General features: G+C 72.9%; 21 protein-coding genes and 1 tRNA gene. 8 read left to right on the top strand and 14 right to left on the bottom strand.

Features of this window, described 5'->3' with window-relative positions; all coding sequences use genetic code 11:
- Window positions 1-30 precede the first annotated feature (30 nt).
- Genes pcaG through AB0A65_RS05890 form a run of 4 tightly spaced genes read right to left on the bottom strand, consistent with a single transcriptional unit; the run spans window position 31 to window position 2911 of the window.
- Window positions 31-609: a protocatechuate 3,4-dioxygenase subunit alpha gene (gene pcaG, locus AB0A65_RS05905; RefSeq protein WP_359946885.1), complete on the bottom strand. Its 579-nt coding sequence runs from the start codon at window positions 607-609 to the stop codon at window positions 31-33.
- Window positions 609-1331 (bottom strand): protocatechuate 3,4-dioxygenase subunit beta, encoded by a 723-nt coding sequence (gene pcaH / locus AB0A65_RS05900; RefSeq protein WP_359946882.1) that lies wholly within the window; start codon window positions 1329-1331, stop codon window positions 609-611. The genes pcaG and pcaH overlap by 1 nt, the downstream gene beginning before the upstream one ends.
- A gap of 21 nt (window positions 1332-1352) precedes the next feature.
- Window positions 1353-2072, bottom strand: a complete 720-nt coding sequence (locus AB0A65_RS05895; protein ID WP_359947212.1) for a CoA-transferase — start codon at window positions 2070-2072, stop codon at window positions 1353-1355.
- Window positions 2073-2101: 29 nt separating this feature from the next.
- The gene (locus AB0A65_RS05890) at window positions 2102-2911 is read right to left on the bottom strand and encodes a CoA-transferase (protein WP_359946879.1); all 810 of its coding nucleotides are present in this window, start codon (window positions 2909-2911) and stop codon (window positions 2102-2104) included.
- Between the two features lie 212 nt (window positions 2912-3123).
- On the opposite strand from AB0A65_RS05890, the gene AB0A65_RS05885 reads away from it, so the two are divergent.
- The 3 genes from AB0A65_RS05885 (at window position 3124) to AB0A65_RS05875 (ending at window position 5944) form a co-directional block, all read left to right on the top strand.
- Complete coding sequence (locus AB0A65_RS05885) at window positions 3124-4593, top strand: aldehyde dehydrogenase family protein (protein ID WP_359946876.1); 1470 nt, start codon at window positions 3124-3126, stop codon at window positions 4591-4593.
- Window positions 4594-4706: 113 nt separating this feature from the next.
- A tRNA-Ala gene (locus AB0A65_RS05880) sits at window positions 4707-4782 on the top strand.
- Window positions 4783-4984: 202 nt separating this feature from the next.
- Window positions 4985-5944: a YafY family protein gene (locus tag AB0A65_RS05875; RefSeq protein WP_359946873.1), complete on the top strand. Its 960-nt coding sequence runs from the start codon at window positions 4985-4987 to the stop codon at window positions 5942-5944.
- A 37-nt stretch (window positions 5945-5981) separates the two neighbouring features.
- Here AB0A65_RS05875 and AB0A65_RS05870 read toward each other — a convergent pair whose 3' ends face one another.
- The 4 genes from AB0A65_RS05870 to AB0A65_RS05855 all read right to left on the bottom strand — a co-directional run bounded on the left by AB0A65_RS05870 (window position 5982) and on the right by AB0A65_RS05855 (window position 9419).
- A complete protein-coding gene (locus AB0A65_RS05870; RefSeq protein ID WP_359946870.1) occupies window positions 5982-6515 on the bottom strand; it encodes a VOC family protein in 534 nt (177 codons plus the stop codon).
- A 34-nt stretch (window positions 6516-6549) separates the two neighbouring features.
- The gene (locus AB0A65_RS05865; RefSeq protein WP_359946867.1) at window positions 6550-7704 is read right to left on the bottom strand and encodes an FAD-dependent oxidoreductase; all 1155 of its coding nucleotides are present in this window, start codon (window positions 7702-7704) and stop codon (window positions 6550-6552) included.
- 85 nt (window positions 7705-7789) lie between these two features.
- Window positions 7790-8731, bottom strand: coding sequence for a sigma-70 family RNA polymerase sigma factor (locus tag AB0A65_RS05860; protein ID WP_359946864.1), 942 nt, complete (start codon window positions 8729-8731; stop codon window positions 7790-7792).
- 79 nt (window positions 8732-8810) lie between these two features.
- Complete coding sequence (locus AB0A65_RS05855) at window positions 8811-9419, bottom strand: helix-turn-helix domain-containing protein (protein WP_359946861.1); 609 nt, start codon at window positions 9417-9419, stop codon at window positions 8811-8813.
- Between the two features lie 124 nt (window positions 9420-9543).
- Between AB0A65_RS05855 and AB0A65_RS05850 the strand changes: the two genes are divergently transcribed.
- The gene (locus AB0A65_RS05850) at window positions 9544-10521 is read left to right on the top strand and encodes an SDR family NAD(P)-dependent oxidoreductase (RefSeq protein WP_359946858.1); all 978 of its coding nucleotides are present in this window, start codon (window positions 9544-9546) and stop codon (window positions 10519-10521) included.
- Window positions 10522-10553: 32 nt separating this feature from the next.
- Here the strand turns inward: AB0A65_RS05850 and AB0A65_RS05845 are convergent, their stop codons facing one another.
- Both AB0A65_RS05845 and AB0A65_RS05840 read right to left on the bottom strand, forming a co-directional pair.
- Window positions 10554-11198 (bottom strand): response regulator transcription factor, encoded by a 645-nt coding sequence (locus AB0A65_RS05845; RefSeq protein WP_359946855.1) that lies wholly within the window; start codon window positions 11196-11198, stop codon window positions 10554-10556.
- Window positions 11189-12340, bottom strand: a complete 1152-nt coding sequence (locus tag AB0A65_RS05840) for a histidine kinase (protein ID WP_359946852.1) — start codon at window positions 12338-12340, stop codon at window positions 11189-11191. The genes AB0A65_RS05845 and AB0A65_RS05840 overlap by 10 nt, the downstream gene beginning before the upstream one ends.
- A 136-nt stretch (window positions 12341-12476) precedes the next feature.
- Between AB0A65_RS05840 and AB0A65_RS05835 the strand changes: the two genes are divergently transcribed.
- Entirely contained in the window at window positions 12477-13703 is a 1227-nt protein-coding gene (locus AB0A65_RS05835; RefSeq protein WP_359946849.1) for a serine hydrolase domain-containing protein, read from the top strand.
- Between the two features lie 35 nt (window positions 13704-13738).
- Here AB0A65_RS05835 and AB0A65_RS05830 read toward each other — a convergent pair whose 3' ends face one another.
- Window positions 13739-15436 carry a SulP family inorganic anion transporter gene (locus tag AB0A65_RS05830; protein WP_359946846.1) on the bottom strand — a complete coding sequence of 566 codons (1698 nt, stop codon included), beginning with the start codon at window positions 15434-15436 and terminating at the stop codon, window positions 13739-13741.
- A 185-nt stretch (window positions 15437-15621) separates the two neighbouring features.
- On the opposite strand from AB0A65_RS05830, the gene AB0A65_RS05825 reads away from it, so the two are divergent.
- The 3 genes from AB0A65_RS05825 to AB0A65_RS05815 all read left to right on the top strand — a co-directional run bounded on the left by AB0A65_RS05825 (window position 15622) and on the right by AB0A65_RS05815 (window position 20666).
- Entirely contained in the window at window positions 15622-17955 is a 2334-nt protein-coding gene (locus AB0A65_RS05825; protein WP_359946843.1) for an arylsulfatase, read from the top strand.
- A gap of 111 nt (window positions 17956-18066) precedes the next feature.
- Window positions 18067-19038: a formylglycine-generating enzyme family protein gene (locus tag AB0A65_RS05820; RefSeq protein ID WP_359946840.1), complete on the top strand. Its 972-nt coding sequence runs from the start codon at window positions 18067-18069 to the stop codon at window positions 19036-19038.
- Window positions 19035-20666: a SulP family inorganic anion transporter gene (locus AB0A65_RS05815; protein WP_359946837.1), complete on the top strand. Its 1632-nt coding sequence runs from the start codon at window positions 19035-19037 to the stop codon at window positions 20664-20666. The genes AB0A65_RS05820 and AB0A65_RS05815 overlap by 4 nt, the downstream gene beginning before the upstream one ends.
- A gap of 11 nt (window positions 20667-20677) precedes the next feature.
- On the opposite strand, the gene AB0A65_RS05810 is transcribed toward AB0A65_RS05815, so the two are convergent.
- From AB0A65_RS05810 to AB0A65_RS05800, 3 genes are read right to left on the bottom strand one after another with little or no spacing between them, the layout of a single operon-like run.
- Complete coding sequence (locus AB0A65_RS05810) at window positions 20678-21073, bottom strand: cupin domain-containing protein (protein WP_359946834.1); 396 nt, start codon at window positions 21071-21073, stop codon at window positions 20678-20680.
- A 10-nt stretch (window positions 21074-21083) separates the two neighbouring features.
- On the bottom strand, window positions 21084-22124 hold the full coding sequence (locus AB0A65_RS05805) for an alcohol dehydrogenase catalytic domain-containing protein (RefSeq protein WP_359946831.1): 1041 nt from the start codon (window positions 22122-22124) through the stop codon (window positions 21084-21086).
- A complete protein-coding gene (locus tag AB0A65_RS05800; RefSeq protein WP_359946828.1) occupies window positions 22121-22909 on the bottom strand; it encodes an SDR family oxidoreductase in 789 nt (262 codons plus the stop codon). The genes AB0A65_RS05805 and AB0A65_RS05800 overlap by 4 nt, the downstream gene beginning before the upstream one ends.
- Window positions 22910-23120: the final 211 nt, after the last annotated feature.

Raw genomic sequence — 23120 nt, 5'->3', positions numbered from 1 at the left:
CGGTGCGGAACCTCCTCGGGCAGCGCCCTCTCAGACATCGAAGAACACCGTCTCGCCCTCGCCCGTCTCGCCGTCCCCTTGCAGGCGTATGTCGAAGCGGAGGCCGTCCTGGTCGGCGACGGCGATGAGGGTGTGCCGCCGGTCGTCGGGGACCTTCGCGAGGACCGGGTCGTGGGCGTTGCGCGGCTCGTCGGGGAAGTACATGCGGGTGTGGAGCTGGAGGAGCAGGCCGCGGGCGTGGACCATGACCGCGAGGTGGGGCGCGCAGCCGTCGCTCGTCGCGCCGGGCCGCACGGTCGTGAACGAGAACCGGCCCGCCGGGGCGGTCGAGCAGCGGCCGAAGAGGCCGCCGACGCGGCCTTGCGGATCGGCTTGCAGCACTTCGATGAGCGCGTCGGGGACGGGTTCGCCCGCGCCGTCGAAGACGGTCCCGTGGACGTGCAGGGCGCCGCCCGGGACGATGACCGGCCCGTGCTCGTAGGGGAGTGCGAAGCCGTAGAACGGCCCGACGGTCTGCCCCGGGGTGAGCGCCTGGGACCGGCGCTCGCTCGGCTCCTGATGCCCGCCCTGGGACGGGATCTGTTCCTGGCCTTGCACCTGCGTCGCCATCAGCCCTCCCCGTCACTCGGGAGGTCGGTCTCGAAGACGGTCCGCTCCGGGCCGCGCAGGACGATGTCCCAGCGGTACCCGGTGGCCCACTGGTCGACCGTGGCGTCGAGGTCGAAGGCCGCGACCATGCGCTCGCGCGCGGCCGCGTCGGTGACCGAGTGCATCACCGGATCGTAGGGGAAGAGCGGGTCGCCGGGGAAGTACATCTGCGTGATCAGGCGCGCGGCGAACGCGGTGCCGAACAGCGAGAAGTGGATGTGCGCGGGGCGCCATGCCTTGTCGTGGTTGCGCCACGGGTACGGGCCGGGTTTGACCGTGGTGAACCGGTAGGTCCCGTGCTCGTCGGTGAGGCACCGGCCGACGCCGGTGAAGTTCGGGTCCAGCGGCGCGTCGTGCGCGTCCTCGGCCTGCGCGTACCGGCCGGAGGCGTTGGCCTGCCAGACCTCCACGAGCTGCCCGGCGAGCGGCGTGCCGTTGCCGTCGCGCACCTGCCCGGTGACGACGATGCGCTCCCCCAGGGGCGCCCCGGCGTGCTGGGCGGTGAGGTCCGCGTCCACCGGCCCGATCGGGCCGGAGCCGAGGAACGGGGCCGTCAGCTCCGTCTCCGGGTCGTGGAGGGGGACGAGCGGTCGCTTCGGGTGCCGCAGGGCCGTCGACTTGTACGCGGGGAAGTCGCGGTCGGGGTGGACGCCGCGGCCGTCGCGGCGCAGGAGGTCCGCCATGTCGGGGCTCCTTTCGAGAGGTCAGGAGGTCAAGGCGCGCAAGGCGTCGAGTTCGGCGCGAGTGGGCGGCTCGGTCGTGCCGAGGTCCGGGGCGACGCGCAGGGGCCAGCCGGTCCGGGCGACGGCCCGCTCGGGGTCGACGCCCGGGTGGACGCTGACGAGCACCAGCTCCCGGGTGCCCGGGTCCGGTTCGAGCACACCGAGATCGGTGATGACCCTGACGGGTCCGGCGCCGCGCAGCCCGAGGCGCTCGCGCGCGCCGGGGCCGTCGCCGTGGCCGACGGAGGTGGTGAAGTCGAGCCGGTCGACGAAGATCCGCGGCGTGTGCCGCACGACCACGATCGTCTCCTTGCAGGACGCGGCGATCTCGGGCGCCCCGCCCGCGCCGGGGAGGCGGACCTTCGGGCGGGCGTATCCGCCGATGACCGTGGTGTTCAGGTTCGCGTACCGGTCCATCTGGGCCGCACTGAGGAAGCCCACGTCGATGCGTCCGGGCTGGAGCCAGTAGTTGAAGATCTCGGCGCTGGAGACGACGGTGTCGGCGGTCTCGGCGAGCGAGCCGTCGCCGATCGACAGCGGCGGCCGGTCGGGTTTGGAGCCGATCGTCCCCGACTCGTAGATGAGGACGATGCCTGGCGCGCACGTCGCGCGGGCGAGGTTCGCCGCGAGCGAGGGCAGCCCGATCCCGACGAAGCAGGTCCGGCGCCCGTCCAGCGCGCGGGCGGCCGCGACGGTCATCATGTCCTCGGCGCTCGGGGGGTGCTGGTCGTTCACCGGGCCTCCATGACGTTCGCGTCGATCCAGGCGCGGAACGCGTCGCGGTCGCGGCTGACGGCGTCCCATTCGATGTAGAAGTCGTTGTCGCGCTCGGTGTATCCGGCGGCGTACGACGGCGACGCGCCGCCGGGGACCTCGCAGACCCAGTCGATCACCCAGTGGGGCAGGAGGATCGCGCCGGGGACGGGTTCGAGGGAGTCCACGACCTCCTCCACCGTCACGACCGTCCGGCTCGCGGCGAGGACCGCCTCCTTCTGCGCGCCGACGATCCCCCAGAGCTGCACGTTCCCTTCGCGGTCGGCGCGCTGGGCGTGGATCACGGCCACGTCGGGGTTGAGCGCCGAGACCGCGGTCAGCCGCTCGCCGGTGAACGGGCAGGTGATCGGGGCGATCGAGTCGGTGACGTCGACGAGGTCCGTTCCGGCGTAGCCGCGCAGGACGGCGAACGGCAGTCCCGAGGCCCCGGCGACGTAGCGGTTCACCATGCCCGCGTGGGAGTGCTCCTCGATCGCGAGTTCGCGGGGCCAGGCGTGCTCGACCGCGTCCCGCAGCCGGTGCAGAGACCCCACGCCGGGGTTGCCGCCCCAGGAGAACACCAGCTTCGCGGCGCATCCGGCGCCGATGAGCTGGTCGTAGATGACGTCGGGGGTCATGCGGATGAGGGTGAGGTCCCTGCGGCCCTGACGGATCAGCTCATGGGCGGCCGCATGCGGAATCAGATGCGTGAAGCCCTCCATGGCGACGGCGTCGCCGTCCCGGACGGCGGCGGCGAGGGCTTCGGGGAGGGCGGTCAGCCGCGCCATGGGCCTCCTCCAGGGGAGTTCGGGATGCGAACGAACGAAGCATACACGAACATCTATGGTTTTCCAACGGCCGCGAAGCCGCTCCCCTTGCCTCGCATGCCCGATCCCGATACGATGCTTGCGTTCACATGCCGAACAGTGATCCGCAAGACGAACACCCCGGTACCCTCTCGGCCCTCACGCTCTCCCCCACGCCGACAGGAGCGACGACGATGTCAACCGAACTCCCTTCCCCCGCATCCCTTCTCGACCCCTCGATCTGGGACTCGTGCCGCTTCGACGGCGCCTGGCACCCCTCCGAGACCGTCCGGCCCGTGGTCGAGCCGGCGACCGGCGCGGTCCTCGCGCACGCGGCCGTCGCGACCCCCTCGGACATCGCGGCCGCCGCGAGCGCCGCCGCCGCGGCCCAACCCCTCTGGGCCGCAACACCGTTCCACGTCCGCGCCGCGGTCCTGCGCCGCGCCGGCGACCTCTTCGAGGCCCACTCGGCCGAGATCCACGAGTGGCTCATGCGCGAGTCGGGCGCCGTCCCGATGAAGGCGGGCTTCGAGACCCACGTCGCCTCGGCGGAGTGCCACGAGGCCGCCGCGCTCGCGTCCTCCCCGATCGGCGAGGTCATCCCCTCGGAGTCGCCGCGCCTGTCGATGGTCCGCCGCGTCCCCGCCGGTGTCGTCGGCGTCATCGCCCCGTTCAACGCGCCGCTGATCCTCGGCATCCGGTCCGTGGCCGCGGCCCTGGCCCTCGGCAACGCCGTGGTCCTCAAGCCGGACCCGCGCACCGCGGTCTGCGGCGGCGTCGCCATGGCCCGCGTCTTCGAGGAGGCGGGCCTGCCCGCGGGCCTCCTCCACCTGGTCCCCGGCGGACCCGACGTCGGCGAGGCGATCGTCACCGACCCGAACATCCGCGTCGTCTCCTTCACCGGCTCGACCAAGGCCGGGCGCGCGGTCGCCGAGGCGGGCGGGCGCCTGCTCAAGCGCGTCCACCTGGAGCTCGGCGGGAACTCCGCGCTCCTGGTCCTCGACGACGCCGACGTCGAGGCCGCCGCGAGCGCCGCCGCCTTCGGCTCGTTCTTCCACCAGGGGCAGATCTGCATGACCGCGGGCCGCCACCTGGTCCACGAGCGCCTCCACGACGCGTTCGTCGACGCCCTCACCGCGAAGGCCGAGGCGATGACTGTCGGCAACCCGTTCACCGACAAGGTCGACCTGGGCCCGGTCATCGACGCGTCCCAGCGCGAGAAGATCCACGCCCTCGTGACCGCGGGCGGCCGGGTCACCACCGGCGGCACGTACGAGGACCTCTTCTACCGTCCGACCGTCCTGGCCGGCGCCGACGACGACACCCCGGCCTGGCGCGAGGAGGTCTTCGGCCCCGTCGCCCCGGTCCGCACCTTCGCGACCGAGGACGAGGCGGTGCACCTCGCCGCGGCCTCGGAGTACGGCCTCTCCTTGGGCATCCTCTCCAACGACGTGATGCGCGCCATGAACCTGGCGGAGCGCATCCCCACCGGCATCGTCCACATCAACGACCAGACCGTCGGCGACGAGGCCCACGCCCCCTTCGGCGGCGTCCGCGCCTCCGGAACCGGCGCCCGCTTCGGCGGCCGCGCCGCCAACACCGAGGCGTTCACCGAGACCCGCTGGATCACCGCCCAATCCCACCCCGGCCCGTACCCCTGGTAAACCCCCAGCTCACCAACGTGACCCCCATCTCGAACCCCACCACAGCCCCGCTCCCGAACCCTGTGTAAACTGGTCCGGGTTCCAAGGTCTACGACCTCTGGAACGCCAATCAAGGGGCTTTGGCGCAGTTGGTAGCGCGTTTCCATGGCATGGAAAAGGTCAGGGGTTCGAATCCCCTAAGCTCCACCATTTGAGGTTGCTGGGCGGGGTTCCGGCGTTGTGAGCGAGAGCGGTCATCGATTTGATGGCCGCTTTTTTGTTGTCTCGGGGCGGACTGTGGGGCTTGCTGAGGGCATTGGGTGATGGGAAACCGGTGCTGCGGGGTTGGCCGGGCGGGTGTAGGGGGGAATGAGGGCGGGTTCTGTCACTGTTGCGGGGGAGAATCGGGGGCATGTCTGATACGACTGGTCGTGCGCTGTTGGTGCTCAATCTGCTTCAGTCCCAGCGGCACTGGTCCGCGCCCGAGCTTGCTCGGCGACTCGGGGTGACCGTGCGGACCGTGCGGAGGGACATGGAGCGGCTGCGGGAGCTGGGGTACCGGATCGACTCGACCGCGGGCGTTCACGGCGGGTACCGGCTCGCGGCGGGCGCGTCGCTGCCGCCGCTGCTGCTGTCCGATGAGGAGGCCGTCGCGATCGCGATCGGGCTGCGCCTGGTGGCGGCGGGCCGCGTGCACCGCGGGGCCGAGTTCGCGCTGTCGGTCCTCGCGAAGCTCGAACAGGTGCTCCCGGCGCGGCTGCGCCGACGCGTGAACGCCCTGGCCTCGACGTTCCGGCACATGCCGGACAACAGCGGCGTCTCCTCAGACGTGCTCACCGATCTGGCGCTCGCATGCCGCGACCGCGAGCGGGTGCGGCTCGAATACGCGCCCACCGGCGGCGAGCGGCAGGAGCGGCGCGTCGAGCCCCACTCGCTCGTCCCGATCGGCGGCGACTGGTACCTGGTGTGCTGGGACGTGGACCGCGGCGACTGGCGGACCTTCCGCGTCGACCGCGTGCGGGCCGTCGTGCCCCTGCGCGTCACGTTCGCGCCGCGCACCTTGACGACTGAGCGAGTGGACGCGCTGATCACCGTTGCTCGGACCTGGGGGCCCCGCGCGCAGGACGCGGCCGCGGTCCTCGACATGCCGATCGAGGCGTTCGAGGCCGCGTTCGGCGAGTGGGCGCGGGGGGCGGAAGCCGAGGGGCCGGGGCGGACGCGCTGGCCGGTGGGCGGCGCGAGCGTGCGCGACATCGCGTACGGCCTCTCGTGGCTGCCGGAGGGGGTTCCGTACCGGGTGGACCTCGGCGACGCCGATCGGGACGCGATGCGGGAGATGTTGCAGCGCATGCTGACGGCTCTGGACCGGTGACCTTGCGGGGTCACCGGTCCCACGTCGGCGAGGAGCCTTAGTCCTTCTTTCTGGGGTCGGTGAGGGCCGTCAGGGCCTCGTCCAAGGTCGAATGGATGTATTCGAGTTCTGGCGTGGTGAAGCTGCTCCAGTCCTCGGCCTCGTCCGGCTCCGCGGCCTGCGACCAGTCCTGGACGGCGTTCGGGTCGTGCCGGTACACCCACCAGAGGTTCGAGGCCGGGTCCTGGAACCGCGCGAGGGTGTCGCCGAAGAAGTCGGTCGGGCGCGTGAGGATCTTCCCGCCGAGTTTCTCGGCGCGCGCGAGCACCGCGTCCACGTCGTCCACGTAGACGCGGACGAGCGCAGGAGTGAACGGCCAGTGCGGTTTGCGGTCGGCGACGGTGAGCAGTGAATCGCCGACGCGCAGCTCGGCGTGCAGGACGAGGCCGTCGGTGTCGAGCGTGCGGGCTTCGGGGACGTCCTCCGCCCCGAAGACCTCGATCAGGAAGTCGATCAGGGCGGCGGCGCCGTCGGCCAGGAGGAACGGGTTCACGGTGTTCGATCCGGCCGGGACGGGAGGCGATGCGGTCATGGCGGGTCCTTTCAATCGGTGTGGGACCCCACGATCACCGCGAACCAGGTCCGTTCCTGTCCGCGTTCACCGATCGGCGCGGTCGGGCGGGAAGGTCGTGCGCCATCGCCCAGAGTCCCGTGCGGCAGAGGGCCTCCTTGTATCTCACGGCCGCAGCGCCGGTCAGGGCGGCGCGTTTGGGTCTGTCGTCGGCGGTCACGAACTGGACGACGGCGTCGCCGCGGCCGAGGCTGATCGCCTGGTGGAAGTACCGCACCCGCAGGCGCGGCGGGCGCCTGGCGGTCAGGCGCGCGGCGAGGTCGCCCGCGGCGATCCAGCCGGTGGGCATCCCCGAGGAGCAGGACATGCGCAGCGGCCGCCCGGCGGGTCCCATCGCCCAGGCGGCGTCCCCGACGACGTAGACGTCCGGGTGGGAGAGCGAGCGCATCGCATCGTCAACGGCCGCTTGGCCCGAGGGCTCGACCGCCAGGCCGGACGCGGTGGCGAGGGGGTTCGCCGTGAACCCGGTCGCGGCAATGGGGAGGTCCGCCGCCAGCAGGGTCCCGTCGGCGCTGAGCGCGCCGTCGGGGGTGAACCGTTCGACCCTGACGCCTTCGCGCACTTCGATGCCGAGTCGGCAGAACCCCCGGTGCAGGTGCCTCCTGGCGGCGGGCGCGAGCCAGGCGCCCAGGCCGCCGCCGGTCGCCAGGGCCACGGCGAGTTCCGGTCGGGACTCGGCGATCTCGGCGGCGACCTCCAAGCCGGTCAGGCCGCCGCCGACGACGAGGACCCGTTGTCCGGCAACGGTTCGGGCGAGCCGGTCGCGCAGGCGCGCCGCGGCGTCGGGCGCGACCGCGTTCCAGGCGTGCTCCGCGCCGGGCATCGGCGCGGCCGAACTGCCGAGGGCATAGACGAGCGTGTCGTAGGCGTGGGACTCACCGTCCGCAAGGACGGTGCGCGCGTCGGCGTCGACCGAGGCGACTCGCGCGATGCGCAGGCGCACAACGGTTCCGGACAGGAGTCCGGCGAGGTCGTGGCGAGGCAGGTCCTGTCCGGCGGCGACCTGGTGGAGTCTGAGGCGCTCGACGAAGTGGGGCCGGTCGTTGACCAGCGTGATCTCGGTGTCGGTGCGGCGCAGCAGGGCGGCGAGTCGGCGGGCGGCGGTGAGGCCGGCGTATCCGGCTCCGAGGACGAGTACGCGGTGTCCCATGGCGGGGTCTCCTTCGCTGTCGGTGGCGCCTCTTGAAGAATCGGCGCGCCCGTTCCTGACAGACCGGGACTCGTCATGGCGCGGATCACCAGGTGTCGATGAGCGGTGCTCCGTGGGTGCTGCTTCGCCACTGGCGGTTGAGGTACGCGAGTTTGGCCGGGTCGGCGAAGGTGTCGACGGCCGAGATCTCGCCGCCCGCCACGGCGAGCGCCATGGCGGCGACGGCGTTGCCGCCGACGACCGCGATGAGCACGGGAGCGCCGTTCGCGGTGGCCGCGTGGACGATCGGGGCTCCGCCGAGCAGCCGCCGTTTGGCGGGCGTGGGGGCGGCGACGCCGCGCAGGTGGGCGGCGATGCGCTCGGCGCCCCGGTACTCGTACGGGACGGTTGGGACGGGGCCGCCGTCGCCGATCGCGGTCGCGTCGGCGCGGAGCAGTGCGATCAGCCGTCCGGTGTCGCCGGAGGCCGCGACGGCGAGGAACGCCTCGGCGACCCGGCGGGCGGCGGCCGCGTCCATCCCGTCCTCGCGCTCGGTCCTGCCGATCCGCTCGCGGGCCCGGTGCAGGTGCTGCTGGCTGGCGGCCTCGGTGATCCCGAGGATGCCGGCGATCTCGCGGTGGCTGTGGGAGAACGCCTCGCGCAGCACGTAGACGGCCCGCTCCTGCGGTTGCAGCCGCTCGAACAGGACGAGCATCGCCAGCGACACCGTCTCGCGCTGCACCGCGGTCTCGGCCGGACCGAGCATCGGGTCGCCGTCGAGCACCGGCTCGGGCAGCCACTGCCCGAACAGGCGCTCGCGGCGCGCCCGGCCCGACGACAGCCGGTCGAGGCAGAGGTTCGTCAGCGCCTTCGTCAACCAGGCGTCGGCCGAGCGCAGGCCCGTGCGGTCGACCGCCGCGAACCGCAGGAACGCGTCCTGCACCGCGTCCTCGGCTTCGGCGGCCGAGCCGAGCATGCGGTAGGCGAGGGCGCCCAGCCGCGGCCGGGCGGCCTCGAAGAGCTCGGTCTCACGCGGGGTCAACGGCATGCGGTCATGGTCCACCGACGCGTGGACCGCCGGCGACTCGGATCGCCGTCCGGTGGTCGCGGCCGCCCGATGCGGCGGGTCATGCCAGGTCGAGGGTGCGCAGGGCGATTTCGGCGGCTCGATGCATTGCCGCCGAAGTGGTTTCGGGGGTCTCGTCGTCCTGGAGGCAGGCCATGGCGGCGGCGCAGACGGCGCCGACGACGGCGCCGACGACACTCGCCGCGGTGGTGCGGTCCAGGGCCTCGGGGTAGGCGGCGCGGAGGGCTTCGGCGATGCGGGCCTGGCCGGTGAAGACGGTGCGGAGGATGCGGGCCTGGACCGCGGGCGAGTCGACCATGAGGCGGGCCCGCATGGCGGCCATGCCGTTCGGGAGGTCCGCGGACGCGGTGTCGGTGATCATCGCCTGGACCGCCGCGGCGAGGACCTCGCGGAGCGGGGCCTCGGGGGCGCGCTCGTCGATCAGCCGCAGGGCGAGGTCGATGCGGGCGGGTCCGTCGCTGAGGAGCACGTCTTCCTTGGTGGCGAAGTGCAGGAAGAAGGTTCGCTTGGTGACGTCGGCGGCCTCGGCGATGTCGGCGACGCCCGTCGCGTCGTACCCGCGCTCCTCGAACAGCCGCGCGGCCGTCTCGATCAACGCGCGCCTGGTCTGCTGCTTCTTGCGCTCACGGCGCCCGAGTTCCTCCACCACGCCCTCAATGTAGTACACCTTGGATATTAGTATACCTGGTGTATTGATATACCGAGTGCATTCAGATAGTCTCGGGTCACTTGCCGCCCCGGACCGGGGCGCGACACCGAGACGGGATTCGGACATGGGTGAACTGACAGGGCGGACGGTGCTGGTGACCGGCGCGGGCAGGGGCATCGGGCGGGCGGAGGCGCTGCATCTTGCCGCGCTCGGCGCGAACGTGGTCGTCAACGACCCCGGCGTGGCGATCGACGGGCGCGGCGGGGACGAGGGCGTCGCCGCGGCGGTCGTCGAGGAGATCCACGCGCTCGGCGGCCGGGCCGTCGCCGACACCGGCAGCGTCACCGACTGGGACGGCGCCGGGAGGATGGTCGAGCGGGCCGTCGAGGCGTTCGGCGACCTGCACGCGGTCGTCAACAACGCGGCCACCGAGGTCAACAAGGGCATCGAGCGGCTCACCGAGGCCGAGTTCGACGACGTGGTCGCCGTGAAGCTCAAGGGCACGTTCGCGGTGAGCCACTGGGCCGCCGCGCATTGGCGGCGGCAGTGGGACGCGGGCGTGAGAACCGATCGCGCGATCGTGAACACCGCCTCGGGGTCGGGGCTGTACAACCCGCTGCCGGGCCAGTCGAACTACGCGGCGGCCAATGCGGCGGTCGCGGCCATGACCACCGTGCACGCCCTTGAGTTGGGGCGCTTGGGAGTGCGCGTCAACTGCGTCGTCCCGTCCATGGTCCGCACCCGCCTGACCCTCCAGGTGCCGGGCATGGACCGGGCCCCGGCGGAGGACGGCCCCGACCCGAGGGACCCCGCGGTCGTCGCGCCCCTCGTGTCCTATCTGGTGGGTGAGGGCTGCCCGCTGACCGGGCAGTCCTTCGCCGTGCGGGGCGGCACCGTGAGCGCGAGCCGCGGCTGGTCGCTCGGAGAGCACGTCCACAAGGACGGCGAGGCGTGGACGGTGCCGGCGCTGGCGCAGGAGTTGGAGGCGCTGCCGCTGGACGACCCGTTCGAGCACCTGGCGGCCGCGCTCGGCCCGGCGCTCGGAGCCCACGGACGCGATGCGCTGCAAGCGATGATCGGCGCCGAGCTCGACAAGCACTGAGCCGGTACTCGTCGTTCAGGGATCGTCTCCTGTCACGGGCTCGCGTGGTGGCGCAGGTAGGTGAGCGTGGCGAGGACCCGGCGGTGGCCGGTGGTCTCGGTGGGGAGGCCGAGCTTGAGGAAGACGTTGCCGATGTGCTTGTGGACGGCATTGTCGGTGATGAAGAGGCGCTTGGCGATCGTGGCGTTGTCGTGGCCCTCGGCCATGAGGGCGAGGACCTCGCGCTCGCGAGGGGTGAGGGCGTCGACCGGGTCGCCGGTGAGGAGCTGGGCGATGACCTCGGGGTCCATGGCGGTGCCGCCGTCGGCGACGCGGCGGAGGGCCTCGGTGAACTCGGCGACGCGGCTGACGCGGTCCTTGAGGAGGTAGCCGATGCCGCCGCGGGTGTCGGCGAGGAGGCGGCGGGCGTACGACTGCTCGACATACTGCGACAGGACCAGGATCGGCAGGCCGGGGTGGTCGCGGCGGGCCTGGAGGGCGGCGCGGACGCCCTCGTCGCGGAAGCCGGGCGGCAGGCGGACGTCCACGATCGTGACGTCGGGCCGGTGGGCCGCGACGGCGGCGAGGAAACCGGGCGCGTCGGTCGCGATCGCGGCGATCTCGAAGCCCTTGGACTGCAGGAGAAGTTCGAGGCCGGACGACAGGAGGACGTTGTCCTCGGCGATCACTACGCGCACGGCAGCTCCAAGGTGATCGCGGTGGGTCCGCCCGGCGGGCTGTCGACCGCGACGGCCCCGTCCAGGGCGGCGGCGCGGCGGCGCATGCCGTCGAGGCCCGTGCCCCGGGCGGGGTCGGCGCCGCCGGTCCCGTTGTCGGCGATGCGGATGCGCAGGAGCGCGCCCTCGCGGGCGACGCGGATCGAGGCTTCGGTGGCGCCGCTGTGCCGGGCGGTGTTCGCGAGCGCCTCAGTGGCCGCGAAGTAGGCGACCGCCTCGACGGCCGCGGGCACCTCGCCGAGCGGGCCCGCGTCGAGGCGGACGGGGATGCCGGCCCGCGCGGTCAGGGCGGCGAGCGCCCCGGCGAGGGCCTGGTCGGCGAGCACCGGCGGGTAGATGGTGTGGATGACCGAGCGCAGTTCGGTCATCGCGTCCTCGGTCTCGGTATGGGCCCGGCGGACCAGGGCGGCGGCCGCGTCGGGGTCGTCGGCGTAGGTCTCACCGGCGACCGCGAGCCGCATCGCGATCGCGACGAGCCGGGCCTGCGTGCCGTCGTGGAGGTCGCGTTCGATGCGGCGGAGTTCCGCGCTGTGCGCCTGGAGGACGTCGACGCGGGTGCGGGTGAGTTCGGTGACGCGTGCGGTCAGGCGCTCTTCGGGCGAGGGCGCGAGGATCGCGAGGCAGCTCCGGGCGTGCGCGCGGGCGAGGGGCGGGAGGACGAGCGCGGCGATGGCCGAGAGGACGACCAGGTTCACGCTGCCGAGCGAGAGTGCGGTGGCCCAGTCGGTGACGGGGTCGCTGAGCACCGGCAGCCAGGGCGTCCAAGGGAACGCCCACCAGAAGGCGGTGGTGGCGGCGGCGAGCAGGAGGCAGCCCGCGAGGAGCACGGCGAGGCCGCCGGAGGGGAGGCCGAGGCCGAGGTGCGCGGCGAGCCAGGCCAGGTTGTGGCGGACGGCGCGCGGGCGGGGTTCGACCGGGCGGTCCAGGAGTGCTCCGGCTTTGCGGCGGTGCCGCTCGGTCCAGGACTGCGCGAGCGACGGCACGCAGAGCAGGGGCAGTGCGAGGAGCGTGGCCGCCGCGGTCACCAGTGCGCGCGTGAGGTAGACACCGCTGCGCCACGTCAGGTGCGAGCGCTCGCGGATCGCGTCGATGATGCCCTGCATTTGATCCGCCCTCCTCTGTCGGTCCGGGCCCCACCATATGGGGCCGGGCGGCTCCGCGGCACTACAGACAGCTGTAGGTTCTTTCCGGGAGTCCGAGGCACTGCGGCGAAGGCCCGTTCGTTCATAGCGTTGGCGCATGACCACTTCAGACCCGGCCCTCGCGCCGCACCCGAATCCCGCAGCACCGCAACGCAACCGTCGACGGCGGTGGTGGGCCGCCACAGCGGCGGTGCTCGTCGCCGCCGGCGCGGCCGTCACCGTCGGCCTGATGAACGACCGGGACGAGGCCCCCGCGTACGGGCAGGAGGACCTGCTCCGAGACACGGAAGCGCTTGAGGCCCTCGGCATCGTCGGCGTCCAGGCCCGGTTGTCGACCGAATCCGGCCCGGACGTGGTGGCCGTCAGCGGGTTCGCGGAGGACGGCACGGACCGCCCGGTGGACGGCGACGGCTACTTCCGGATCGCCAGCACCGGGAAGTCGCTCGTGGCCGCCGTGGTCCTGCAACTGGCCGACGAGGGCGCGCTGACGCTCGACGACACCGTGGACCGGTGGCTGCCGGGGCTGGTGGCGGGCAACGGGAACGACGGCGGCGCGATCACCGTGCGCCAGCTCCTCCAGCACACGGGCGGCCTCCACGACGACCTCCCCGGCTACGCCGACCACGACGACTACCTGGAGCACCGGTACGACGTCTACACGCCGGAGCAGATCGTGGAGCGGGCGACGGCGCACGAGCCGGATTTCGCGCCCGGGACCGGCTGGGGCTACTCCAACACCGGGTACGTGCTGCTCGACATGATCATCGAGGAGGCCACCGGCCGCCCCTGGGACCAGGAGGTCCAAGCGCGCATCCTGGAGCCGCTCGGCATGGACCGCACCTACCTTCCCGGCGACGACCCGACGCTGCGCAGCCCGCACGCCAACGGCTACGAGCTCTACCCGGACGGCCAGCGGCTCGATGTCACCGAGGTGATCGTCCCCGACCCCGGCGGCTACGTCTCCACCACCGCCGACGTCAACCGCTTCCTCCGGGCATTGCTCGGCGGGGAGCTCGTCTCCGAGGCGATGCTCGCCCAGATGCAGGACACCGTGCCGGTCGGCGAGGACATGCAGGCGTTCTGGCCGGGCGGCGGCTACGGCCTCGGCCTGGTCGAGCGGCCGCTGTCCTGCGGCGGAACGTACTGGGGCCACGAGGGCGGCGAGAGCGGCTACATCAACCTCAACGGCGCCATCGACGACGGCGCCCGGGCCGTCACCGTCTCCATGACCACCGCGCTGGCCGGCTCCCCCGACGGCCTGCTCCGGCAGGAGCAGACCGCCAGCGCCCTGGTCGACCGCGCGCTGTGCGGGACCGGCGGGTAGGACCGGCGTTCATCAACAGTGCCAACAGGAGTGATTCAGGGGCCTTCCTGCGGGAGGTCCCTGTCCTGCCGCGCTGGACCGGCCTCGATCGCGGCCTCCACCGCGGATTCGACGGTGGGGTGGACGTGTTCGAGGTCGGTGTCGGTGCGGCGGAGGAGGTCGCGGACCTGGCCGATGTCGTGGGCGAGGTAGAAGGTGACGTGCTGCGCGGCGAGGTGGCGGTCGAGTTCGGTGAGCATCTTCGTGCCGGAGAGGTCGACGGTGGGCATGGACTCGCCGTCGAGGACGAGGGCGCGGTGGCCTTCGGCGGCGGCGAGGAGGGCGGTGCGGACGTGGTCGGTGTTGGCGAAGTAGAGGCTGCCGTCGCAGCGGACGACGGCGATGCCGTCGACGGGTTCGGCGTCCTCGTGGCGGGCGCGGTCGACCCACTGGCCGGAGGGGGTGCGGCCGAGGTGGACGAGGTGGGGGCGGGAGGAGCGGTAGATGAGGAGGAGGAGCGAGAGGGTCATGCCGATGACGAGGCCGGGGAGGGTGTCGAAGACGAGGACGCCGAGCATGGCGGCGACGGCGGCGATGAAGTCGGGGCGGGCCGCGAGCGAGGCGGGGGTGCCGCGGGGCGCGAGGGAGGCTTTCCAGTAGCGCTTGAGGAGGCCGAAGTCGACGAGTTCGATGAGGGCGGCGATGACGACCGCGGCGAGGGCGGCCTCGGGGAGCTGCTCGAAGAGGCCGGTGAGGAACAGCAGGGTGACGATGGTGAGGACGGCGGCGGTGAGGCCGGAGAGCTGGGTGCGGGCGCCCGCGCCGCCGTTGACCGCGGTCTTGGAGAGGCTGCCGTTGACGACCATGCCGGAGGCGAGCCCGGCGCCGAGGTTCGCGGCGCCGAGGCCGGTGAGCTCGCGGTTCGGGTTGATCCGGTAGCCGTTCCGGTCGGCGTAGGTCTTGGCGGCGCCGAGGCCCTCGGCGAAGCCGATGAGCATGACGCCCGCGGCCGGGCCGATGAGGTCGATCCAGGTGGCGGCGGGGACGTCGGGGAGGCCGAGGGCGGGGAGGCCCGCGTCGATGTGGCCGACGATGTCCACGCCGTGGTCGGCCAGGTCGAGGGCGACGACGGCGGCGATGCCGATCGCGACTGCGACGAGGGAGCCGGGGACGAGCGGGAGCCAGTGCTTGAGGGCGAGGACGATCGCGAGGCAGGCGGCGCCGACTGCGAGGGTCCAGGCGTTGGTGCCGCCCAGGTGCGTCAGGACTCCCCAGGCTTGCACGAAGAAGTCGCCGTCGGTCTTCTCGATGCCGAGGAGTTTGGGGACCTGGCCGACGATGATCGTGAGGGCCATGCCGAGGATGAAGCCCTTGAGGACGGGTTCGGAGATGAATCCGGCGAGGAAGCCGAGGCGCAGGAGCCCGGCCGCCAGGGCGATGACGCCGGTGACGATCGCGAGGGCCGTGGTCACGGCCGTGTAGTCGTCGCCTCCGGCGTCGGCGTAGACGGCGACGATGCTGGCGGAGAGGGCCGCGGTGGCGGCCATCGGGCCGACGACGAGGTGGCGGGAGGAGCCGAGGATCGCGTAGAGGACGAGGGCGGGGGCGGCGGCGTAGAGGCCGACGACGGGCGGGACGCCCGCGATGGCGGCGTAGGCGAGGGACTCGGGGACGAGGACGGCCCAGACGGTGAGGCCGGCGACGAGGTCGGGGCGCAGCCATGCGGGGCGGTAGTGCCGCAGCGAGTCCAGCACTGGACGCTCCCCACTGTCCGCGCCGCTGCGTGCGGCGCCGGTCCCGGAGGGGCGAGCGTATCGGCCGGGGGGCGGGCCGGGGGTCGGATTCGCCGGACAGGCGCCCGGGACGCTAGGTAGCCTCACATTGCTCAGTGTGCGCGCCCGGTCACCCGAGGGCGCGCTCCGTCGGCCGAGGGGGAGACATGGCGAGAGCGTTCAAGGGCACCATCAACCTCGATGTGCGCGACTCGGTCCCGGACTGGGGCGCGTTCCTGGAGGGGACCGCGCCGGAGGGCGCGCCGAACGTGCTGGTCGTGCTGTACGACGACACCGGCTGCGCGGCCTGGTCCCCGTACGGCGGGCGCATCGAGATGCCGACGATGGACCGCCTCGCCCGCGACGGCCTCACCTACTCGCAGTGGCACACGACGGCGCTGTGCTCGCCGACCCGCTCGTGCTTCCTGACCGGCCGCAACCACCACCAGAACGGGTTCGCGTCGATCTCGGAGACCGCGTTCGGGTTCCCCGGGTACTCCTCGCACATTCCGCCGGAGAACGCGACAATGGCGACGGTCCTGCGGGACGCGGGCTGGTCGACGTTCTGGGTCGGCAAGAACCACAACGTGCCCGTGGACGAGTGGCACATGGGCGCCTCGAAGAAGCACTGGCCGCTGGGCATGGGGTACGACCGGTTCTACGGGTTCATCGGCGGGGAGACGAACCAGTGGTACCCGGACCTGGCCGAGGACAACCACTACATCGACCAGCCGTACGGCCCCGAGGACGGCTACCACCTGTCGAAGGATCTGGCGGACAAGGCGCTCGCGTTCATCCGCGACTCGAAGCAGTCGGCGCCCCAGAAACCGTGGTACCTGTGGTTCTGCCCGGGCGCGAACCATGCGCCGCACCATGCGCCCGAGGAGTACATCGAGAAGTACAAGGGGAGGTTCGACGACGGGTACGAGGCGTACCGCGAGTGGGTGCTGCCGCGCATGGTCGCGAAGGGGATCCTGCCGGAGGGGACGGCGCTGACCGGGCTCAACCCGATGCCGGACGGGACGTTCAGCCCGGCTGACGCGGTGCGGCCGTGGGACTCCCTGTCGGCGGACGAGAAGTCGCTGTTCTCGCGGATGGCCGAGGTGTACGCGGCCATGTCGGAGTACACAGACGCGCAGGTCGGGCGGATCATCGAGTACCTGGAGGAGTCCGGGCAGCTGGAGAACACGCTCGTCATTTACGCGGCGGACAACGGCGCGTCGGGGGAGGGCAGCCCGAACGGGTCGGTCAACGAGGGCAAGTTCTTCAACGGCTGGCCCGACACCGTCGAGGACAACCTGCCGTTCAAGGACCGGCTGGGCTCGCCCGACACGTACAACCACTACCCGACCGGGTGGGCGGCGGCGTTCTCCACGCCGTACAAGATGTTCAAGCGGTACGTCTACCAGGGCGGCGTGTGCGATCCGCTGGTGATCCACTGGCCGGCCGGGATGAAGGCCCGCGGGGAGGTCCGCCACCAGTACCACCACGCGACGGACATCGTGCCGACCATCCTGGAGGCGTGCGGGGTCGAGTTCCCCGAGGTCGTGAACGGCGTGGAGCAGACGCCGCTCGCGGGCGTGTCGATGCGCTACTCGTTCGACGACGCGGACGCGCCCACGCGCAAGGAGTCGCAGTACTACGAGCTGTTCGGCCACCGCGCCATGTGGCACGAGGGGTGGAAGGCCGTCACCGTCCACGGGCCCACGTCGAGCCTCTCGAAGTTCGAGCAGGACGCGTGGCAGCTGTTCCACACCGACGAGGACCGGTCCGAGGACGTGGACCTCGCCGCCGAGCACCCCGAGCGGCTGGAGGCCCTCAAGGCGCTGTGGATGGAGGAGGCGAAGCGGAACAACGTGCTGCCGCTCAACGACCTCGCCGTCGCCGGGGACGACATCAAGAAGTACCTGGAGCTGGAGTTCCACGTGCCGGTGCCGCCGTCGGGTCAGTACGTGTACTACCCGGGGACGAGCGAGGTCCCGGAGCGGTCCGCGGCGAACGTGCACTCCGTGTCGTACAAGGTGATCGCGGAACTGGACCTGACCGCGGACGCGCAGGGCGTGGTCTTCGCGCAGGGCTCGCGGTTCGGCGGGCACTCGCTGTTCCTCAAGGACGGCGGGCTGCACTACGTGTTCAACTTCCTCGGCGTGCCGCCGGAGCAGCACGTCAGCGCGCCCGCGCCCGGCGAGGGCGCGCACCTGGTGGGCGTGGAGTTCACGAAGGAGCGCACCGGGGACCGCGGGGAGTCGCACGGCCCGCTCAAGCTCTACATCGACGACCAAGTGGTGGCGGAGGCGGAGATCCGCACGAACCCGGGCCACTTCGCGCTGTGCGGGGAGGGCCTGTGCATCGGGTACGACGGCGGCGACGCGGTCTCGGCGCTGTACGGGCCGAAGTTCCCGTTCACGGGCGGCACGATCGCGAAGGTCGTCTTCGACGTCGCCGACGACGCCTATGTGGACCTGGAGGCGCACTTCGCAGCAGCGATGTCGCGGGACTGAGACGGAGCACGGCGGCCGCGGCGCGATTCGCGCCGCGGCCGCCGACGTGTCGGCCCGCTTCCGGCGGGCCCGCTCCGTACCCTGTGCAGGCCCGCGACCGAGGAGGCGCCCATGCAGCCCGTCCAGAACCCCGCCGTCCCGACCGCCGACGATTCGATGGTCCTGATCGGGGGCGGCGAGTTCGCCATGGGATCGGACCGCCACTACCCCGAGGAGGCCCCGGCGCACCGGGTCGCCTTGAGCGCCTTCAGGATCGACCCGCATCCGGTCACGAACGCCCAGTTCGCCGCGTTCACCTCCGCCACCGGGCACGTCACCGCCGCCGAGACCGCGCCCGACGCCGCCGACTACCCCGGGGCCGACCCGGCGCTGCTCGTCCCCGCCTCGGCCGTGTTCACCCCGCCCGCATCGCCCGTGCCGCTCGACGACGCCTACCGGTGGTGGTCCCACGTCCCCGGCGCCGACTGGCGCCACCCCCGCGGTCCCGAATCCGGCATCGAGGACCTGGCCGACCACCCCGTCGTCCACATCGCGTACGCCGACGCCGAGGCGTACGCGGCCTGGGCCGGGAAGCGGCTGCCGACCGAGGCCGAATGGGAGTACGCGGCCCGCGGGGGCCTCGACGGCGCCGAGTACGCGTGGGGCGACGGGCTGGAGCCCGGCGGGGAGCACCGTGCGAACGTCTGGCAGGGCGACTTCCCCACGGCCAACGACGAAGCCGACGGCTGGTACTGGACCTCGCCCGTCGGCTCTTACGCGCCCAACGGGTACGGCCTGTACGACATGATCGGGAACGTGTGGGAGTGGACCGCCGACTGGTGGTCCGCGCACCGCGCCGACCCCGTCCACTCGTGCTGCGGCGCAGCCGAACCGAGGCGGGACCCGGGCGGCGGGAAGCGCCTCCTGTCCGTGGACCCCGCCGCGCCGCTCGCCGAGCGGCGCCCGCGCAAGGTCATGAAGGGCGGCTCGTACCTGTGCGCGCCGAACTACTGCCGCCGCTACCGGCCCGCCGCGCGACTGCCGCAGACCGTCGACACCGCCACCTGCCACCTCGGGTTCCGCTGCGCCCGTTCGGCACCGTGAGAGTCTTCGCGACGCTGCGGCCCTACCGGCGGGCGTGGGTGCGGCGCGACGCCGTCGCCGGGCTCGCCGCCGGGGCGGTCGTCGTCCCGCAGGCCATGGCCTATGCGACCGTCGCCGGGATGCCGGTCCAGGTCGGCCTGTACACGTGCATGGTCCCGATGCTCGTGTACGCCGCGCTCGGCGGCGCGAAGGCCATGAGCACCAGCACCACGTCCACCGTCGCGACGCTCACCGCCTCCACACTCCTCGCCGCCGGGGTCGCGGCCGGGTCGCTCACCGCGCTCGCGACGCTCACGCTCGAAGTCGGACTGGTGCTCGCCGCGATGCGGCTGCTGCGCCTCGCCTCGCTGGTCGAGAACCTGAACACGGCGGTCCTCACCGGGGTCAAGACCGGCGTCGGCCTCGTCGTCGCCGTCGGGCAGGTGCCAGCACTGCTCGGCGTCCCGGCCGCGACCGGCGGGTTCTTCGCGCAGGCCGCCGACGTGGTCCGGCGGCTCGGCGACACCGTCCCGGCGACCGCGGTCCTCTCCGCGGTGCTCCTCGTCATCCTGCTCGTGCTGCCGCGCGTGGCTCCGAAAGTCCCCGCGCCGCTCGTCGCGGTCGTCCTCGCCATCGCGGCCAGCGCCGTGCTCGGCCTCGACGAACACGGGGTAGACCTCATCGACCCCGTCCCGACCGGGCTCCCGGTGCCGCACCTGCCCGACCCGGCGCTGGCCGCGGGCCTGCTGCCGGGGGCGCTCGCGATCGCGTTCATGGTGTTCATGGAGTCCCTCGCGGTGGCCCGCGCGATGCGCCGCCCCGCCGATCCGCCGCTCGACAACGACCGGGAGCTGACCGCCGCGGCCGCGTCGAATCTCGCGGGCGCCTGGTTCCAGGCGCTGCCCGCCGCGGGCGGGTTCTCGCAGACCGCGGTGAACGACCGCGCCGGGGCCAGGACCCAAGCGGCCCAACTGGTCACCGTGGCGCTCGCGGTCGCCGTCGCGCTGTGGCTCGCCCCGGTCCTCGACCTGCTCCCGCGCGCCGCCCTCGCGGCCGTGGTCGTCACCGCGGTCCTCGGCCTCGTCTCGCCGCGCGAGTTCGCGCGCCTCGCCCGCATCGACAAGGTCGAGTTCCGGCTCGCCGCGGCCACCGCGCTCGTGGGCCTCACCGCGGGGCTCCTCGCCGCCGTCGCCGTGGGCGTCGGGACCACGCTGGTCCTGATCCTGCGCGAACTCGACCACGTGCGCCTCCTCGAAGTGCGGCCCGGCCCCGACGGGCACCCGCGGCCCGCCGAACCCGGCGACGCCCCGGTCCCCGGCGTCCTCGCGCTCCTGCCGACCGGCGGGCTCTACACCGCGAACGTCAGGTCCGCCCAGAACCAGGCCCTCGCAATCGTCGCGGCACGGGACCCGCTGCCGCGCATCGTGATCCTCGACCTCGCGCTCCAGCGCGGCCTCTCGGTCACCGTCATCGACGCGATCCTCGAACTCGACCGCCAGCTCGCACGCGACGGGATACAGCTGCAACTCGCGCACCTGCCCGAACGGGCCCTCGCCGTCGCCCGCCGCACCCGCTGGTGGTCCGAGTGGGACCGCGCGGGACGCCTCCACCCCGACCTCGACGCTGCCCTGGCCGCGGCCCGGCCGTGACCGGGCCCGGGTCAGCGGGTCGTGCGCGGGCGGCCGTACGCGTCGTCGGTGACGGCCTCGTTCCAGGTCACGTCGTCGCCCTCCCACATCGCGAGGTGGGCCATGAACTGGTCGTCGGCGGCGCCATGCCAGTGTTCCTCGTTCGGCGGCGTCCACACCGTGTCGCCCGGGTGCGCCTCGATGACGGTGCCGTCGCGGGTGCCGACGAGGGCGATCCCGGCGACGATGTGGAGCGTCTGGCCGAGACTGTGCAGGTGCCAGTGGGTGCGGGCGCCGGGCGTGAACCGGACCAGTCCCGCCCGCAGGCGCGCGGGCGCCTCGGCGGCGACGAGCTGGTCGATGTAGACGGCGCCGGTGAACCAGTCGGCCGGGCCGGCGGCGGTGGGCCGCTTGGCGATGAGTTCCATGTGGTCCTCCCTAGAACCGGATCATGACCTTGAGGGCCTCGCGGTCGTCCATGGCCGCATAGCCTTCGGGGGTCTCCTCGATCCCGATGGCGCGGTCGAAGACCTTCCCGGGGTCCACCGAGCCGTCGAGGACGCCAGGCAGGAGCGGCTCGATGTAGGCGCGGGCGGGCGCGGGGCCGCCGGTGAGCGTCAGGTTGCGGCCGAAGAACGGCCACCCGATCTGGCCGTCCCCGTACTGCGGGACGCCGACCCGCGCGATCGTGCCGCCGTCGCGGACGACGCCGAGGGCCTGCTCGTAGGCGGGCATGTGCCCCACCGCTTCGAGGACCCGGCGGACGCCGAGGCCCCCGGCGAGGTCGCGGACCTTCGCGATCCCCTCCTCGCCGCGTTCGGCGACCACGTCCGTGGCGCCGTACTCGCGGCCCAGGTCGGTGCGCGACTTGTGGCGGCCCATGAGGACGATCCGCTCGGCGCCCATCTGCTTCGCGGCGAGCACGGCCATGAGGCCGACCGCGCCGTCGCCGATGACGGCGACCGAGTCGCCTTCGCGCACACCGGCGGAGCGGGCGGCGTGCCAGCCGGTCCCGTACACGTCGGAGAGCGTCAGCAGCGAGGGCAGCAGCGGGGAGTCCTCGGTGATCCCGGGGACGGCGACGAGCGTCCCGTCGGCCAGCGGCACACGGACCGCCTCGGCCTGGCCCCCGAGGACGCCCCGGCCGTTGTTCCAGAACCCGCCGTGCAGGCAGGAGGTCTGGAGCCCCTCGCGGCAGAACTCGCACGTGCCGTCCGACCACGCGAACGGCGCGATCACGAAGTCGCCCTTGCGGATCACGGACACTTCGGAACCGGTGTCCTCGACGACGCCGACGAACTCGTGGCCCATCGTCTGGCCTTCGGCGCTCGGCCGCATCGAGTGGTACGGGTGCAGGTCGGAGCCGCAGATGCAGGAGCGGACCACGCGCACGATCGCGTCGGTCGGGTCCTGGAGCACCGGGTCGGGGGCGTCCTCGACGCGGACGTCTCCGGGGGCGTACATGAACACGGCCTTCATCGGCGGGTTTCCTTTCGGTGCGCGAGGCGGTCGATCTCGGCGGTCACGGCGGCGGGTTCGGCGCCGAGCGGGAGCGTGTCGGGGTCGAGGACGGCGTCCCAGGCGCCCTCGGGGTCGGCTTCGAGCGCGGCGAACAGCGGTTCGAGGTCGTCCTGGCCCGGACCGGCCTCGGCGACCAGTTCGAGCGTCTTGCGCTCGGCGCCAGGGGAGGTGAGGGACGCGACGAGGACCTGCGCGATCTGGTCGCGGGCGATGGCCCCGTCCGCCGGGGACCCGGCGCGGCGGGTGTCGCCTTGCAGGAAGACGAGGCGGCGCTGGCCGGGCTCGTTGTAGTCGAACCAGGCGGGGCGCACGATCGTGTAGGGGTTCCCGGAGCGGCGCACGAGCCGTTCGGCGCGGCGCTTCCAGTCGTGGGTCCCGCTGGCGCGGTTGAAGGCGCCGTCGTGGACGGTCACGCCGATCGCGGTCATGAGGGCGATGCGCGCCGGGCGCCCGTCGAGCGCGGCGACCGCGTTGCGGACGATCCCGTAGTCGATCCGCTCGGCCTCGCCGGGGCCGCCGTGGGAGCCGTGCGTGAACACGATCCCGTCGACGCCTTCGACGGCGGCGGTGAGCGAGTCCGGGTCGGTCCCGTCGCCGACGGCGAGCGCCGTGGCGGCCGGGAGCAGGTCGCGGGCGCGGTCGGCGTCGCGCACGAGTGCGACGGTCCCGTGCCCGGCCGCGACGGCCTGGGCGGCGACGTGGCGGCCGATGCTGCCGGTCGCGCCGATGATGAGCACGCGCATGTCGGATGGTCCTTCGGTTCGCCGGTTCCGGTCCCGTCCGACGCTACGGGCGATCCGGCGGCCCCGGGAGGGTCTGCCGGTACTCCCCACGGGTTCGCCGCGCGGGCGCGCGGCGGGGGCTTACAGCGGTGTCGTCAGGTCCGGCGGCGATGCGGGGCAAGGAGGGGACACGGGTGAGGACGCCCGGAGCACCCCGGGCGTCCTCGTTCCA

The sequence above is a fragment of the Glycomyces sp. NPDC047010 genome, from assembly GCF_040644205.1.
Lineage (GTDB): Bacteria > Actinomycetota > Actinomycetes > Mycobacteriales > Micromonosporaceae > Glycomyces.
The sequence above is the reverse complement of the archived record's forward strand: the minus strand, read 5'-3'. Positions and strand labels throughout refer to the sequence as shown.

Excerpts from the sequence above, each read along its gene's own strand:
- pcaG (WP_359946885.1), bottom strand. The coding sequence starts at position 609 with ATGGCGACGCAGGTGCAAGGCCAGGAACAGATCCCGTCCCAGGGCGGG.
- pcaH (WP_359946882.1), bottom strand. The coding sequence starts at position 1,331 with ATGGCGGACCTCCTGCGCCGCGACGGCCGCGGCGTCCACCCCGACCGC.
- AB0A65_RS05895 (WP_359947212.1), bottom strand. The coding sequence starts at position 2,072 with ATGATGACCGTCGCGGCCGCCCGCGCGCTGGACGGGCGCCGGACCTGC.
- AB0A65_RS05890 (WP_359946879.1), bottom strand. The coding sequence starts at position 2,911 with ATGGCGCGGCTGACCGCCCTCCCCGAAGCCCTCGCCGCCGCCGTCCGG.
- AB0A65_RS05885 (WP_359946876.1), top strand. The coding sequence starts at position 3,124 with ATGTCAACCGAACTCCCTTCCCCCGCATCCCTTCTCGACCCCTCGATC.
- AB0A65_RS05875 (WP_359946873.1), top strand. The coding sequence starts at position 4,985 with ATGTCTGATACGACTGGTCGTGCGCTGTTGGTGCTCAATCTGCTTCAG.
- AB0A65_RS05870 (WP_359946870.1), bottom strand. The coding sequence starts at position 6,515 with ATGACCGCATCGCCTCCCGTCCCGGCCGGATCGAACACCGTGAACCCG.
- AB0A65_RS05865 (WP_359946867.1), bottom strand. The coding sequence starts at position 7,704 with ATGGGACACCGCGTACTCGTCCTCGGAGCCGGATACGCCGGCCTCACC.
- AB0A65_RS05860 (WP_359946864.1), bottom strand. The coding sequence starts at position 8,731 with ATGCCGTTGACCCCGCGTGAGACCGAGCTCTTCGAGGCCGCCCGGCCG.
- AB0A65_RS05850 (WP_359946858.1), top strand. The coding sequence starts at position 9,544 with ATGGGTGAACTGACAGGGCGGACGGTGCTGGTGACCGGCGCGGGCAGG.
- AB0A65_RS05840 (WP_359946852.1), bottom strand. The coding sequence starts at position 12,340 with ATGCAGGGCATCATCGACGCGATCCGCGAGCGCTCGCACCTGACGTGG.
- AB0A65_RS05835 (WP_359946849.1), top strand. The coding sequence starts at position 12,477 with ATGACCACTTCAGACCCGGCCCTCGCGCCGCACCCGAATCCCGCAGCA.
- AB0A65_RS05825 (WP_359946843.1), top strand. The coding sequence starts at position 15,622 with ATGGCGAGAGCGTTCAAGGGCACCATCAACCTCGATGTGCGCGACTCG.
- AB0A65_RS05820 (WP_359946840.1), top strand. The coding sequence starts at position 18,067 with ATGCAGCCCGTCCAGAACCCCGCCGTCCCGACCGCCGACGATTCGATG.
- AB0A65_RS05810 (WP_359946834.1), bottom strand. The coding sequence starts at position 21,073 with ATGGAACTCATCGCCAAGCGGCCCACCGCCGCCGGCCCGGCCGACTGG.
- AB0A65_RS05805 (WP_359946831.1), bottom strand. The coding sequence starts at position 22,124 with ATGAAGGCCGTGTTCATGTACGCCCCCGGAGACGTCCGCGTCGAGGAC.
- AB0A65_RS05800 (WP_359946828.1), bottom strand. The coding sequence starts at position 22,909 with ATGCGCGTGCTCATCATCGGCGCGACCGGCAGCATCGGCCGCCACGTC.